18 protein-coding genes are annotated in these 12,278 nt (G+C 46.3%); 9 read left to right on the top strand and 9 right to left on the bottom strand.

Going from position 1 to position 12,278, the window contains the following annotated elements; all coding sequences use genetic code 11:
* Positions 1-26 precede the first annotated feature (26 nt).
* Both NIES593_RS24090 and NIES593_RS24095 read left to right on the top strand, forming a co-directional pair.
* Positions 27-185: a hypothetical protein gene (locus NIES593_RS24090; protein ID WP_175561104.1), complete on the top strand. Its 159-nt coding sequence runs from the start codon at positions 27-29 to the stop codon at positions 183-185.
* 68 nt (positions 186-253) lie between these two features.
* The gene (locus NIES593_RS24095) at positions 254-406 is read left to right on the top strand and encodes a hypothetical protein (protein WP_175561105.1); all 153 of its coding nucleotides are present in this window, start codon (positions 254-256) and stop codon (positions 404-406) included.
* Between the two features lie 58 nt (positions 407-464).
* Here the strand turns inward: NIES593_RS24095 and NIES593_RS10870 are convergent, their stop codons facing one another.
* From NIES593_RS10870 to NIES593_RS10880, 3 genes are all read right to left on the bottom strand, one after another.
* Complete coding sequence (locus NIES593_RS10870) at positions 465-1,109, bottom strand: DUF2301 domain-containing membrane protein (RefSeq protein ID WP_073599691.1); 645 nt, start codon at positions 1,107-1,109, stop codon at positions 465-467.
* A 183-nt stretch (positions 1,110-1,292) separates the two neighbouring features.
* Positions 1,293-1,889, bottom strand: coding sequence for a hormogonium polysaccharide biosynthesis acetyltransferase HpsU (gene hpsU / locus NIES593_RS10875; protein WP_073599599.1), 597 nt, complete (start codon positions 1,887-1,889; stop codon positions 1,293-1,295).
* The gene (locus tag NIES593_RS10880) at positions 1,889-2,839 is read right to left on the bottom strand and encodes a glycosyltransferase family 2 protein (protein WP_073599600.1); all 951 of its coding nucleotides are present in this window, start codon (positions 2,837-2,839) and stop codon (positions 1,889-1,891) included. The genes hpsU and NIES593_RS10880 overlap by 1 nt, the downstream gene beginning before the upstream one ends.
* Before the next feature lie 117 nt (positions 2,840-2,956).
* Between NIES593_RS10880 and cobU the strand changes: the two genes are divergently transcribed.
* From cobU to NIES593_RS24100, 3 genes are all read left to right on the top strand, one after another.
* Positions 2,957-3,541: a bifunctional adenosylcobinamide kinase/adenosylcobinamide-phosphate guanylyltransferase gene (gene cobU, locus NIES593_RS10885; RefSeq protein ID WP_073599601.1), complete on the top strand. Its 585-nt coding sequence runs from the start codon at positions 2,957-2,959 to the stop codon at positions 3,539-3,541.
* 46 nt (positions 3,542-3,587) lie between these two features.
* A complete protein-coding gene (locus tag NIES593_RS10890) occupies positions 3,588-4,013 on the top strand; it encodes a hypothetical protein (protein ID WP_073599692.1) in 426 nt (141 codons plus the stop codon).
* A gap of 295 nt (positions 4,014-4,308) precedes the next feature.
* A complete protein-coding gene (locus NIES593_RS24100; RefSeq protein WP_175561106.1) occupies positions 4,309-4,452 on the top strand; it encodes a hypothetical protein in 144 nt (47 codons plus the stop codon).
* Between the two features lie 12 nt (positions 4,453-4,464).
* Here NIES593_RS24100 and NIES593_RS10895 read toward each other — a convergent pair whose 3' ends face one another.
* From NIES593_RS10895 to NIES593_RS10910, 4 genes are all read right to left on the bottom strand, one after another.
* The gene (locus NIES593_RS10895; protein WP_073599602.1) at positions 4,465-5,076 is read right to left on the bottom strand and encodes a pseudouridine synthase; all 612 of its coding nucleotides are present in this window, start codon (positions 5,074-5,076) and stop codon (positions 4,465-4,467) included.
* Positions 5,077-5,270: 194 nt separating this feature from the next.
* A complete protein-coding gene (proB, locus tag NIES593_RS10900; protein WP_073599603.1) occupies positions 5,271-6,380 on the bottom strand; it encodes a glutamate 5-kinase in 1,110 nt (369 codons plus the stop codon).
* 43 nt (positions 6,381-6,423) lie between these two features.
* Positions 6,424-7,137: a ribose-5-phosphate isomerase RpiA gene (rpiA, locus tag NIES593_RS10905; protein ID WP_073599604.1), complete on the bottom strand. Its 714-nt coding sequence runs from the start codon at positions 7,135-7,137 to the stop codon at positions 6,424-6,426.
* A 131-nt stretch (positions 7,138-7,268) separates the two neighbouring features.
* Complete coding sequence (locus NIES593_RS10910) at positions 7,269-7,760, bottom strand: RNA recognition motif domain-containing protein (protein WP_073599693.1); 492 nt, start codon at positions 7,758-7,760, stop codon at positions 7,269-7,271.
* 615 nt (positions 7,761-8,375) lie between these two features.
* Between NIES593_RS10910 and NIES593_RS10915 the strand changes: the two genes are divergently transcribed.
* From NIES593_RS10915 to accC, 4 genes are all read left to right on the top strand, one after another.
* Positions 8,376-8,573: an NblA/ycf18 family protein gene (locus NIES593_RS10915; RefSeq protein ID WP_015144057.1), complete on the top strand. Its 198-nt coding sequence runs from the start codon at positions 8,376-8,378 to the stop codon at positions 8,571-8,573.
* A gap of 190 nt (positions 8,574-8,763) precedes the next feature.
* Positions 8,764-9,558: an SAM hydrolase/SAM-dependent halogenase family protein gene (locus NIES593_RS10920; protein WP_073599605.1), complete on the top strand. Its 795-nt coding sequence runs from the start codon at positions 8,764-8,766 to the stop codon at positions 9,556-9,558.
* 136 nt (positions 9,559-9,694) lie between these two features.
* Entirely contained in the window at positions 9,695-9,943 is a 249-nt protein-coding gene (locus tag NIES593_RS10925; protein ID WP_073599606.1) for a hypothetical protein, read from the top strand.
* Between the two features lie 64 nt (positions 9,944-10,007).
* Positions 10,008-11,357 (top strand): acetyl-CoA carboxylase biotin carboxylase subunit, encoded by a 1,350-nt coding sequence (accC, locus tag NIES593_RS10930; protein ID WP_073599607.1) that lies wholly within the window; start codon positions 10,008-10,010, stop codon positions 11,355-11,357.
* Here the strand turns inward: accC and dndE are convergent, their stop codons facing one another.
* Together dndE and NIES593_RS25545 are read right to left on the bottom strand one after the other, a co-directional pair.
* Entirely contained in the window at positions 11,358-11,741 is a 384-nt protein-coding gene (gene dndE / locus NIES593_RS10935) for a DNA sulfur modification protein DndE (RefSeq protein WP_073599608.1), read from the bottom strand.
* Between the two features lie 213 nt (positions 11,742-11,954).
* Entirely contained in the window at positions 11,955-12,200 is a 246-nt protein-coding gene (locus NIES593_RS25545) for a chloride channel protein (protein WP_217651876.1), read from the bottom strand.
* Positions 12,201-12,278: the final 78 nt, after the last annotated feature.

Here is a 12,278-nt window from a genome sequence, read left to right on the forward strand (position 1 = left end):
GATAGGGATAAAGGAAGGGTGTATTAATGATGAGACATAGGTTGTTGACTGGCATAGCGATCGCATTGCTCCTGATACTTGGGAGTGGAGCAATAGGAAATGCTTGGGCAGATCGCGCAGATGACTTCACTCGACTCAGCCAAGCCCAACCAGAATGCAAGGGCGATCCTGATGATTGCGAGTAGACGCTTGTGCCGTGCGTCTATGCAAGCAAGAGAGTCGGAAAAATTTTTATATCATTTTTCATTCATTAATGACACAGATAGTCGATCGCCCTCACCCCCAACCCCTCTCCCTATTTGGGAGAGGGGAGAAGAATGTCGCTCGCGAAAACCTGAAAATTGATATTATCTATTTTTTTAGCATAGCTAAAGTTGAATCAAATGCGATCGCCCCGAACAGGTAAGGTAATTGCGATCGTTTTACTATGAGAGAATTGATTCTGGCGATCGCGATCTAGAAGTCTATGCTTTCGCCCGCTGTTGTTTGAGATAGGCAAAAACCGATTTATCGCCGATATCGGGAGGAATAGGTTGTATTGCTTTGCGAACGGCAAAAACAACGAATAAAATTGTCCAAATAGCCAACAAAATTTGCTCTACATTAACAGGCAGAACTCCGACCAAATGTCCTACCAAAAGCAAAGGGATTATTGGGGTAAGCAATTTAGTTTCAAAGCGGTTGAAACAAAAGGCTTCTTTAAAAAAAATGCCCGTCAAAGCAGCGAAAGTAAAACCAACGCCCAATAAAGTTACGGGACGATTATAAATGACTAAAGCGAGGGGTTCGCTGTGAGTCAAAGCTAAAATAACCGCTGATAAGGTTCCGACCAACCAAAAAAGTTGCAGGAGTCGATGTAGTTGAATGAGATAAATATGAATGGTAACCAAACTAATGGCTAAACCGAGAGAAAAAACAGCAAATAGGGGAGTTAATGCTTGGACGACGAATGGCGTTGCTCCTTGCCAGAGAACCAAGACGCTGCCTATAGTAAAGCTTAGAGCTGCTACTATCAATCCGGCGCGGTAGATGATGACTCCGGTGCGATCGCTATCTGTGATAGCAAATTCGCCAAACTGTCCCTGATAAACTTCTGTTGATGTTGTCATCTTCATCGATCCAAATCCATTTTTTTCATCCTCGCTCGAATTGCTCTTTTTTTCCACTTCTGAAAATGGCGGCATTGAGACAAGGATGCAGAGCAACTATCGAGAATTTTAACCTTCATTACCAAACTTAGCGCGATCGCGAGGAGAATGGGACTATACCTCCGCAAAGCCAAAGAGTCAATCTTAAACTGCTTTCATGACTCTGGGATAACGAGGACGGCAAGGAGTTCCCCAAGCCACTTGCTGTTCGGGAATATCGCTAAAAACGCTGCTACGCGCCCCGATCGCGGCATTGGCGCCAATTTTCACTCCACAACCGATAAAACAGTCTGCCGCTATCCAAACCCCATTGCCTATAATAATCGGAGCGGTAACTAGATTAAAAGCGACATCGCGAAAATCGTGACTGCCAGTGCAGAGATAGGATTTTTGGGAAATGACGCACTGAGTACCGATAGTGATGCGATCTAAGCTGTACAAAACAACATCGTCCCCAATCCAGCTATAGTCGCCAATTTCAATTTTCCAGGGGTAGGTAAAGCGGGCAGTCGGTCGTATTAGCACCCCCTTGCCGATTTTTGCTCCAAACAGGCGCAATAACCAACAGCGAAATCCATGGGCATTGTGAAGACTTAGAGGAAAAGCAATTGCCTGCACTAACCACCACAACAAGATAAACCAACCCGGTTTTCCGCGATCGAACCAAGATTGATCGTAAAGGCGTAAATCTATCAGGGGCGTGGCATCTAATTTAGGAGAAAATTCGGATGGAGGCTCCATTAATTGGCGAGTTCGGCGGGTTCGGGTGAAGTTTGAGACAGGGAATCTTGAGCGGGAGTAGGAATATTCAGGCGACCTCCAAATTGCTGCAATTCGTACAGCTTTACGCCAATTTGATACTCATACTGACTCAACAGGCGAGCATAAATATAGCCTGCCTTGCCATCTAAAAAACCGAGACGAATGACGTAAAACAAGATAAATCGCAGCAGGGGTTTGAAGGGCAGTCGCACCCAAATTTTCTTGAGAAAGCGCTTGCGCTGCACTGCATCTCCGAATAAATTAGCGCCGATAGTACCGCTTTCGTCTGAATCCGTCAGAATATTGTAGTAGACGCGGGCTTCCCAGTTAGAGTAGCGGTTGTGTCTCTCCAACCAGTGATAAATATCCCGAAAGTCGATGTGTAGCATGTCATATTTCAGGTAGCCTGTCTTGCCTTCTAGAATGACGTGTTCGTGAACTTCATTATCGCCAGTATTGGGAATGTCTTCTGTTTTAAGATTTTCATAGCGACCCAATTTATGTTTAAATAATCGCAAATTCCAATCGGGATATTTGCCGCCATAGCGAATCCATTTGCCCAGAAAAAAGACGCGGCGATTGAGATAGTAGCCAGCGTAGGTCGGATCTTTAATCGCTTGGGCGATTTCGTCCCAAAGTTCTGGCGTAATGCGTTCGTCACAATCGACAATTAATACCCAATCATTGCGAAAGGGAAGCGTGTCTAACGACCAATTCTTTTTTTTGGGCCAGCGACCGTTAAAGTAAAATTGAACGACTTTTGCCCCATAGCTTTCGGCAATTTCACAGGTGCGATCGCGACTCTGAGAATCAACGAGAATAATTTCGTCAGCCCTAGCCACGCTCTCCAGGCAAGCTGGAAGGTTTTGCTCTTCATCCTTGGCTGGAATTAAAACAGAAACAGGGACTTTTTCTGGCTTAGCAGACATTCTAAAAAAGCGATAAGTTATTTAATAATGAGTTTAAGTCTTGACGCGATCGCAAGAGAAGTGCCATTAGGATAACCTTTCACAGCAACGCTGACAAGTTTGCTTTCTATTTTAATAATGAATCGATCTCGATTCCCATCCAGACAAATTATTCTCGTCACGGGTGCTGCCCGTTCTGGCAAAAGCGAATGGGCAGAAACGCTAGCCACACAGACTGGCAAATCCGTCGTCTACGTGGCGACGGCTACTATAGATCCTAGCGATTCCCAATGGCAAGCACGGATCGAAAAACATCGTCTCAGACGACCAGCAGAATGGCAAACACTACAAGTGCCCATAGAACTAGCCGCTACTTTTGAGGCAGCCACACCTCCTCAATGCTTATTGGTAGATTCGCTGGGAACTTGGGTAGCTAACTTGCTCGATCGCGATGAGACAACCTGGGAAAATATCGCTTTCGAGTTGCTCGATCGCTTACAACAAGCCGCAGTTGATATTATTTTAGTCGCAGAGGAGACGGGTTGGGGAGTGGTTCCCGCCTATCCTTCGGGCAGGCTATTTCGCGATCGCTTAGGCGATTTAGTACGTCAGATCGGCGCAATTGCTGATTCCGTCTATTTGGTTGTCGGGGGTCACGTTCTCAATCTCACTCTTTTGGGCAAACCCTTAAAAAATTCTAAACTTTCTTCTCAAGGAAATTAAAACGATAGCATAGAACAGTAAGCTTACAGCTAGCCAGCATATGACTATGGCATCACAGGAAAAAGTAAAACAGTACCTTGCCTACTGGTTTCAGCTAGGAAAGAAAGTTTTGCTAGATAACGGACAAGAAGCCATCTTGCCCGCATTAATTTTTGAAGGCGATCGCTATTCTAGAGAATTTGAATCCTGCTGGCAGCGCATTTTAGCTAGCAAGGCGGGGAGTTGTTATCTTGAAGGAACCGAACAAAGCATTCATCAACTTCTATCCCCTGCTTGGGATATAAACCCATGCGCTAGATGCGGTATGCCCGTTCCCACGATCGAGTTTGGCATTCCATCGCCTATCTGTCCCTGTCACGATCTTCCCAGTTGGCCCAATTCTGACTTACCGTCTCCCCGTTCGCCAGTAGACAGTTTGGCGCATTTAAATAAAATTAGAGAACGGTTGGGCAGAAGTAGCGAAATTTTTTGACGCATTATAAATAGTTAATTAAAAGTTTGACTTTCTTGGCTAGATTGTGAGTTATCAAGCCAAGATACAAACTCACAGGAGCTGCTAAATTATTAGGGGTTAATCTTTTCAGTTTTGTCGGCACTGTTTTAAATAGGACAGGCAAAATCGTAGAGAGCATAAGTTTTTGCGCGTTAATTGCGATCGTTAAATCTGTTGCAAAAACCTCTCACCCGCCAAGAAATTAATTTCTTGGAACCAATAAACAAAGTCCTCTTAAGAGGACTTGTGGTGTTATACCATTTTTCATTTATTCATGACAGAGATAGTCGATCGCTCTCACCCCCAACCCCTCTCCCAATTGGGGAGAGGGGAAAAAGATGTCGATCGCGAAAACCTGAAAATTGGTATTAGCTTGGGAATTCATTCCCAAGCTAGAGTAGAGACTAGATCGACTTAGGCAAGAAACCTATTATCGACACAACTGTTCTAGTGCTTTGCGTTCGGCGGTTGTGACCTCGCGCCACTCTCCCGGCGCTAAACCATCGAGATGAAACCGGACGTGCTCCCGTCCATATTGAATCCCTATCGCTACCCGCACCAGTCGCAGGGTTGGAAACCCAATCGCTGCCGTCATGCGCCGTACTTGTCGGTTGCGTCCCTCTGTAAGCGTGATTTCTAACCAGCAGGTAGGAACGTTCTTGCGATAGCGAATGGGAGGATCGCGAGGGGGCAAGTCCGGTTCTTCTAACAATCTTCTCACCATTGCCTTACGGGTGCGGTAATCTTGAATGGTAATTCCCTCTCGCAGGCGATCGAGGGCAGATTCGTCGGGAATGCGTTCGACTTGGACTAGATAGGTTCTGGGATGAGCAAACTTGCGATGAGAAAGGCGGTGTTGCAAGCGTCCGCTATCGGTGAGCAAGAGCAATCCTTCGCTGTCGCGATCGAGTCGTCCCACTGGGTAAACCGCAGGGATGGGGATGTAATCTTTTAAAGTTTGACGCGGCGCTGTTTCATCGCTATTGTCGGTGAATTGACATAATACTCCGTAGGGTTTGTAAAATAAAAGGCAGCGAAACATAAATCATAATGTTCTGCCGTATATTTAGAATTGGGAGCAGGAAAAAGAGTGCGGCTACCAATTCATGATAAAGCTTTTGGGCAGCCAAATTTTCGGGTTTTGCTTTGGATAGAAATTTGCGGTCGCGATCGTAGCGGATCCATAAAGGTTTGAATAATTCCTGTAGAGGTTAATAGAGCAATCCTAATGGATTCTCAATCCAAAAGCACGAGGTTATCGCGATGCACCACCGTTTCGGCACCAGCATAGCCTAAGATCGCGGGAATCTTCTCTGAGTGGTGCCCTTTAATCAGTTCGACCTCCGCACTGTTGTAATTAACAATTCCCCTAGCAATTTCTTTGCCGCCTGCATCGCACAACTGCACTGCTTCGGAAGCGACAAAATCTCCCTCAACGCGGGTAATCCCCGCTGCTAACAAAGATTTACTGCCCTTACAGATTGCTTCCACTGCGCCGCGATCGAGATAGAGTTTTCCCATTGGGATTAACCCATAGGCAATCCATCGCTTGCGGGCATTCTCCGTCCTCGGTTGCGCCTCAAACTGGGTTCCTATCGGTTCTCCGTGCAATATTTTTTCGATATTTTCCGGCTGTCTGCCGCGAGTAATGACCATTCTTACGCCAGCACTGGTGGCAATGCGAGCCGCCGATAATTTAGTTGCCATTCCCCCCGTTCCCCACTGGGAGCCGCTCGAACCGGCTTCTACTTGTAACTGGGCAAAGTCTGTAGAGTTGACTAGCGCGATCGGTTTGGCATCGGGAACGAGGCGCGGGTCGGCAGAATAAAGTCGATCTACATCGGTGAGGATAAATAGCCAGTCAGCCTCGATGAGACTGGCAACTAAGGCTGAGAGCGTATCGTTATCGCCGAACTTGAGTTCTTCCACGGCAACGGTATCGTTTTCGTTGACGATCGCAATAACGCCTAACTCGAAAAGCGCCTGAAAGGTATTGTAAGCATTGACATAGCAACTGCGATCCATTAGCTCCCGGCGGGTTAACAATACTTGAGCGATTGGTTGTCCGAGACTGGTGAATAAGTCGTCATATACGCGAATCAACCGTCCCTGACCGACGGCAGCTACTGCTTGTTTGAGCGACATCTTGCGCGGTCGCTCGCTTAAATTCAGTCTGGCACAGCCAACCCCCACTGCCCCCGAAGAAACTAAAACGACTCGATATCCCGCCGTTCGCAGGCGGGTTAAGGTTTCTACCAAAGCAGCAATGGTAGAGAGGGCTAGTTTACCCGTTGCCAGTTGGGTGAGACTGGAAGTGCCAATTTTGACAACGATAGTTTGGGGCATATAGAACGAGCGATCGCTTTTCGGTGTTGGGGAAAATAAGATCTCAGATTATTTCTCTAACCAAAGGTCGATCTTCTTTAATTTCACCGACCAAAATGATGTCGGCAACTCCTATAAATAGACCGTTTTCTAAAACGCCGGGAATATTATTAATCGTCTTTTCCAGACAAGCCGGATCGTCAATGCGATCGAATTTAACATCGATCACCAAGTTACCTTGATCTGTCACCACGGGTCCTGCCTTTTTAACTCCCATTCGCAGTTCGGGTTTACCTCCCAACTTTTCTAGCGATCGCATCACGGGAGCAACTGCCATCGGGATGACTTCTACAGGTAATAAAAAAGTCGAACCGAGTTTGTCAACCAGCTTACCGCTATCGACAACGACGATGAACAGATCTGCTAGGCTATCTACCACCTTTTCGCGGGTATGCGCCGCACCGCCGCCCTTGATCAAATTTTTGTTCGGATCGACTTCATCAGCCCCATCGATCGCGATGTCGATGCGATCGACGGTATCTAAACTCGTCAAAGGAATGCGATACTTTTTCGCCAACACTTCCGCCTGAAAGGAGGTGGGAATGCCGACAATATTTTTTAATTCGCCTTTTCTGAGACGTTCTCCCAAATACTCGATCGCGTATGCTGTTGTCGATCCCGTACCCAACCCTACAATCGAGTCAGATTTGACGCGACTGGCGGCTGCTTTGCCGACTTCTTGTTTCATTATGACAACGGGATCGACGTTAACTGTCATACTAAAAACTCCTTCTGTTATCTATAGAATTTATTAATGATTTACTTTGGACTACACAACAAACAGCTACCAGAAACCAGCCTTTAAAAGCCAATCGCTAGCTTCTGATAGCTGGCAACTGGTAACTGGAATTAGTTGCTGCTTTGAGCGGCTAGCATTTCCTTAAGTTGGGCTAACTGATCTGCCCAACGAGGATCGGGTTGAAATCCCTCAGCTCCCGTGCCGCCGCTACTACTATTTCCCTGAGAGCGAGGTCGCTTTTTGTTGTTCTTTCGTCCGGATGGATTAGGGCTGCTAGAAGCTGTCGTTTCCTCAGAAGAAGGGGATTGAGATGGCTCTTGAGAGTCAGATTCTTCTTTCCCTTTCCCTTTAGAACGAGGTAGGGCTTTTTCAATTTTGAGGGGGCTATCCATAAAAGACTGACCGTTGTATTTTTCGATAAATTGGTCTGCCATTTCATCCGTTGGTAGGGTGACAAAGGCAAATCCCCTGCACTTGCCGGTTTTGCGGTCTTTGATCACCTTAGTAGACAGCACCTCGCTAGCATCGGCAAACATTTCTTGTAGCGCTTGACGCTCGATAGGTTCTTTGGGTAAGTTACCTACATAAAGACGAACAGGCATAAAAAATCCCTCCAGATATTGGGTTTGCGTGAACAAATTTCGGCGCGACATTGGCGAGCCATAATTTTAATAATGTCAAATGGGCTAGGCAAGAAATTTCCCAGCGATTATTTTCCCGATTTCTCCAGTTTTTCTTATCGATATCGGCTCGTGCCGTCAAAATCTCTTTTCCTCTAGGTTTCAACTGCGATTAGAACTAAGATTCGCGCTTTGGCTCGTGGACGTTCAGTACTTGAGTCAACAGCTATATTATTTGGCTGCCATATTTGATTATTACAGAATGTTTACGCAATTCGTCAAACTATTGTGCGGTTGCTGGTCAAGTTTTCTTAAATTTTTAGGGATATATACTTAGGCTGTTGGTCAGATGGAGCGTGTTTTCTCCAAAACCCTTACTATGTAAGATTTTACCCGTTAATCGTACTACTTTCGCGAATACTTGAGATAGTGTAAGGAAATCACGAGAAAGAAGAAATTGTCATGTATCTAATACATAAGACAGATCTCTTGTCAATTTTTTTTTACATTGCTTTATACTAAAAAGTATAGGGATGATACAAATCTATCCTGAATGTTCGCAAGCGACAAACTCTAGAAAAGGAGTAAAAGCCAACTATGTCTCAACCAATCGAACTTTCTTTGGAACAACAGTTCAGCATTCGTTCTTTCCAAACTCAGGTAGAACGGATGAGTCGCGAACAGGCACAGGAGTTCCTGATCAAACTCTACGAACAAATGTTGATGCGCGAGAATATGTACAAATCCTTTATCAAGCATCAATGGGGTTTAGAGTCTAATTCCTGGTCTCAGTAGCAAACCTCGCTGGAAAGGGCGACCTCCTTCTCTAGCTAGGTTCCTTTTCGGAAAAAAGCTGGGGATGCTGGGGCGTTAACCAACAACAAATTTTGTATAGTAGTTTTTAGAGCTAAATTTATATATTAGTTTTGATGCGACTGAGAGCTTTATCAATACAATGAGTCTGGTTTAAATTGCAGCTCTCTTAATGTTTATTAGTCTAATTGCCGACTACGGTGCTAACGATCCAGCCTTTGCAGAAGTAAGCCAGCGCTTGTTGCAACATCTGCCAACCGCTCAAATTCACTGCCTTTCCGTCCCGCCATTCAGCACTCTTGCTACTGGCTTTTGGATTGCTCAACTGGGGCTGAATCCGGGGCCAGAAAGTCGCCTAATTTATCACAACTGTGCTCCCCGACAAGATAATCCCGAAGCTCGCATCGATAATGAAGGAGAAGGGTTAACTTACGCCCTTCTTCCCAATGGAGTTAGAGTTGTTGGAGTTTGGGCGGGCTATACTCTATCTTTTATCAAGAATGTAGCCTCCTCTATTCATATGATTAACGTCTCGCGGGGTGGCTCTCAGTTTCGTTCCCGCGATGTTTTTCCAGCTGCTGCCGCTGTCCTCGTTCGAGGCGATCGCAGTTTATTGGGAGATGAAATTTTGCCCGAACAAATTCCTGACTTTCCAACCGACAGAGTAGCCTGGATAGATGGCTACGGAAACCTCAAGACGACGATTTTGGCTGACTCGGTTAACCTAAAACCCGAAACTAAAGTGGTCGTGCGCGTGGGGGATGTGGTCAGCGATGCGATCTATTCTGATGGAAGCTTCCGGGTGCCAGAAGGAACGCTTGCCTTTGCGCCGGGGAGTTCTGGTTGGACGCTGCCGGGAGAGAAAAGGTCGGTGCGCTGGATGGAGTTGTTCTTGCGCGGTGGCAGCGCGTGGCGGCGCTTTGGCAAACCCAAAGTCAACCAGTTAGTGACTTATGAGCCTGTTTGAATGCGATCGCTTGCTTGTGCTTACCAATAATTTGTTACTCTGACTTTGGATGAGCAAAAATTTCTCGCTTCCAGGAGCGGGATTGATTTGTTATCTCTAGAAAAGATAGCGATTGAAAATTTAGGAACTAGCTGCTATGGATGCTTTTAGCCCTACTCCTCCCGGCTGGACTGAGACAGCCGTTCATGCGCTTGATTTTAGCTGTCCTCGCTGTAGAGCGTCTGCTACCAAAGCGCAACGAGTCTGGATCAATCGACGAGCGCCGGTGATAGGAGAGGATTATCGCCGTAAATGGCAGGAATTTTACCAATGCGAATGCGGTCAGGTTTGGTGGTCTTGGAGTAGCGATCGCCCTCCCTCCGAGCTAGCCAATCGAGTTGAGTGAATTTAAGTCCTCAAAACCGTATATTCTAACTTAAGTATCAAAACTTGAGGCGCTCGTTTATCTAATGCAATTTTCCAAGATTTTAATTGCTAATCGAGGGGAGATTGCCCTGCGGATTCTCCATAGCTGTGAAGAACTAGGGATTGCTACCGTTGCCGTTCACTCTACCATAGATCGCCACGCCCTTCACGTTCAGCTAGCCGACGAAAGTGTCTGCATCGGTCCTCCGCCGAGTAGCAAAAGCTATCTCAATATTCCCAACATTATCTCCGCAGCCTTAACTCGCAACGCGACCGCGATTCATCCCGGCTATGGATTTCTTGCCGAAAATGCCCGCTTTGCCGAAATTTGCGCCGATCACCAAATTACCTTTATCGGTCCTTCTCCCGAAGCCATTCGCGCCATGGGGGATAAATCGACGGCAAAAAAAACGATGCAGAAGGTAGGCGTGCCCACCGTTCCCGGAAGCTGGGGATTGGTGGCAGGTGAGAAGGAAGCGCTGGCGATCGCTCGCGAGATTGGTTATCCGGTTATGATTAAAGCGACGGCTGGCGGCGGCGGCAGGGGAATGCGCCTGGTGCGCGAAGACAGCGAATTCTCTCGCCTGTTTAGCGCCGCTCAAGGAGAGGCTGAAGCTGCCTTTGGCAACCCCGGCGTATATATCGAGAAATTTATCGAACGGCCTCGCCATATCGAATTTCAAATCCTAGCCGATAGCTACGGAAACGCAATCCATTTGGGAGAACGGGAATGTTCTATTCAACGGCGACACCAGAAGTTACTTGAAGAAGCTCCCAGTTCGATCCTCACGCCCCAATTGCGATCGCAGATGGGAGAAGCTGCCGTTCGCGCCGCTAAATCGATTAATTATGTCGGTGCTGGAACGGTCGAGTTCTTAGTCGATCGCGACGGTCATTTCTATTTTATGGAAATGAATACTCGCATTCAGGTCGAGCATCCCGTCACCGAGATGATTACTGGACTGGATTTAATTACCGAACAAATTCGCATTGCCCAAGGGGAAAAACTTCAACTTACTCAAGAAGATATTACTTTCCGAGGTCACGCGATCGAATGTCGCATTAATGCCGAAGATCCCGATCGCAATTTTCGTCCCCATCCCGGCAAAATTAGCGCCTATCTTCCGCCTGGCGGTCCCGGCGTGCGTATGGATTCCCATGTCTACACCGATTATGAAATCCCCCCATTCTACGATTCTCTAATCGGCAAGCTGATCGTTTGGGGACCGGATCGAGAGACAGCCATCAAGCGCATGAGACGTGCCTTAAAAGAATGTGCTATTACTGGCGTTCCCACTACTATCGGCTTCCATCAAAAAATTCTTGCCCATCCCGCTTTTGTTGCTGGGGATGTTTACACCAAGTTTGTCGAAGAGCATTTGATGAATCATTAGTCAATTTAAGGTTAAGGCAAGTAAATTTTCTATCTTTTTAAGGTTGGGATCGCCTGCTAGATAGCCAATGCCGCGATGCAGGTGCAGTCGAAATTGAGTGGCGAGGGTTTCTTTGTCCGTGCCCAAACCATCCTCATGGCAACGTTGTTTGAGCGCAATTAATAGGAGATCTGCCAGATCTCCGCCAAAGACTTTCCATGTCATCTCTACATTGCTATCGGCAGGAATGGGAACCGGAGATGGAATACTCGGTTCGGCGAGAGAACGACAAAATGCCCATCGACATAAAATATTCCATTGGTCGATTTTTGTCTGGCGCTTGAGTTTTACCAGTCGATCTTTTGCGGTTTGTGAAAGGCGAATGCGCTCGATTGGCGATTCCATATAATTAATTCTCCCTTGGCTGATAATGTTAATATAAATTTTAAGGATGGAATCTTGATAGAAAAAAGGCGTTGCACAATCATGGGATTATAGTCTCACGCAAAGGCGCAAAGAATTCCGCTAAGTTAATGGCTTTTCCAAGAAATCTATTAAGATGTTTCGCTTCGCTCAACATGATATTTTAACTTTTCAGATATTTTCTTAGAAAGGCTATTAAAGAGAAATTGAACCAATCGATCGAAAAATTATAGCCGTTAGGGGGGCTCTTACAGTCGCAGCGACTAATCCGCCCATACCTGCGACTGCAAACACGGCAGGTTGAGGAATTTGTCCTGGAAACCAACTGTTAAATTCTCTAGCAACTAACAAACTGAACAATGTAGAGATCGACAACATTGGTGCAAAGATACCACCGATGGCCCCCGATCCGTAGCAAAACATAACCAGGACAAATCGCATCACTAACGCGAATATCAGTAAAGATTGAGTTGACCAAACCAATCGAGGGCACGAAATAAACAAAAGTTGAAGCCATAG

It is taken from the genome of Hydrococcus rivularis NIES-593, assembly GCF_001904635.1.
Taxonomy (GTDB): domain Bacteria; phylum Cyanobacteriota; class Cyanobacteriia; order Cyanobacteriales; family Microcystaceae; genus Hydrococcus; species Hydrococcus rivularis.

What these genes read in the sequence shown, in the direction of transcription:
- NIES593_RS24090 (WP_175561104.1), top strand. Translation starts at nt 27, where the DNA reads ATGATGAGACATAGGTTGTTGACTGGCATAGCGATCGCATTGCTCCTG.
- NIES593_RS24095 (WP_175561105.1), top strand. Translation starts at nt 254, where the DNA reads ATGACACAGATAGTCGATCGCCCTCACCCCCAACCCCTCTCCCTATTT.
- NIES593_RS10870 (WP_073599691.1), bottom strand. Translation starts at nt 1,109, where the DNA reads ATGACAACATCAACAGAAGTTTATCAGGGACAGTTTGGCGAATTTGCT.
- hpsU (WP_073599599.1), bottom strand. Translation starts at nt 1,889, where the DNA reads ATGGAGCCTCCATCCGAATTTTCTCCTAAATTAGATGCCACGCCCCTG.
- NIES593_RS10880 (WP_073599600.1), bottom strand. Translation starts at nt 2,839, where the DNA reads ATGTCTGCTAAGCCAGAAAAAGTCCCTGTTTCTGTTTTAATTCCAGCC.
- cobU (WP_073599601.1), top strand. Translation starts at nt 2,957, where the DNA reads ATGAATCGATCTCGATTCCCATCCAGACAAATTATTCTCGTCACGGGT.
- NIES593_RS10890 (WP_073599692.1), top strand. Translation starts at nt 3,588, where the DNA reads ATGGCATCACAGGAAAAAGTAAAACAGTACCTTGCCTACTGGTTTCAG.
- NIES593_RS24100 (WP_175561106.1), top strand. Translation starts at nt 4,309, where the DNA reads ATGACAGAGATAGTCGATCGCTCTCACCCCCAACCCCTCTCCCAATTG.
- NIES593_RS10895 (WP_073599602.1), bottom strand. Translation starts at nt 5,076, where the DNA reads ATGTTTCGCTGCCTTTTATTTTACAAACCCTACGGAGTATTATGTCAA.
- proB (WP_073599603.1), bottom strand. Translation starts at nt 6,380, where the DNA reads ATGCCCCAAACTATCGTTGTCAAAATTGGCACTTCCAGTCTCACCCAA.
- rpiA (WP_073599604.1), bottom strand. Translation starts at nt 7,137, where the DNA reads ATGACAGTTAACGTCGATCCCGTTGTCATAATGAAACAAGAAGTCGGC.
- NIES593_RS10910 (WP_073599693.1), bottom strand. Translation starts at nt 7,760, where the DNA reads ATGCCTGTTCGTCTTTATGTAGGTAACTTACCCAAAGAACCTATCGAG.
- NIES593_RS10915 (WP_015144057.1), top strand. Translation starts at nt 8,376, where the DNA reads ATGTCTCAACCAATCGAACTTTCTTTGGAACAACAGTTCAGCATTCGT.
- NIES593_RS10920 (WP_073599605.1), top strand. Translation starts at nt 8,764, where the DNA reads ATGTTTATTAGTCTAATTGCCGACTACGGTGCTAACGATCCAGCCTTT.
- NIES593_RS10925 (WP_073599606.1), top strand. Translation starts at nt 9,695, where the DNA reads ATGGATGCTTTTAGCCCTACTCCTCCCGGCTGGACTGAGACAGCCGTT.
- accC (WP_073599607.1), top strand. Translation starts at nt 10,008, where the DNA reads ATGCAATTTTCCAAGATTTTAATTGCTAATCGAGGGGAGATTGCCCTG.
- dndE (WP_073599608.1), bottom strand. Translation starts at nt 11,741, where the DNA reads ATGGAATCGCCAATCGAGCGCATTCGCCTTTCACAAACCGCAAAAGAT.
- NIES593_RS25545 (WP_217651876.1), bottom strand. Translation starts at nt 12,200, where the DNA reads ATGCGATTTGTCCTGGTTATGTTTTGCTACGGATCGGGGGCCATCGGT.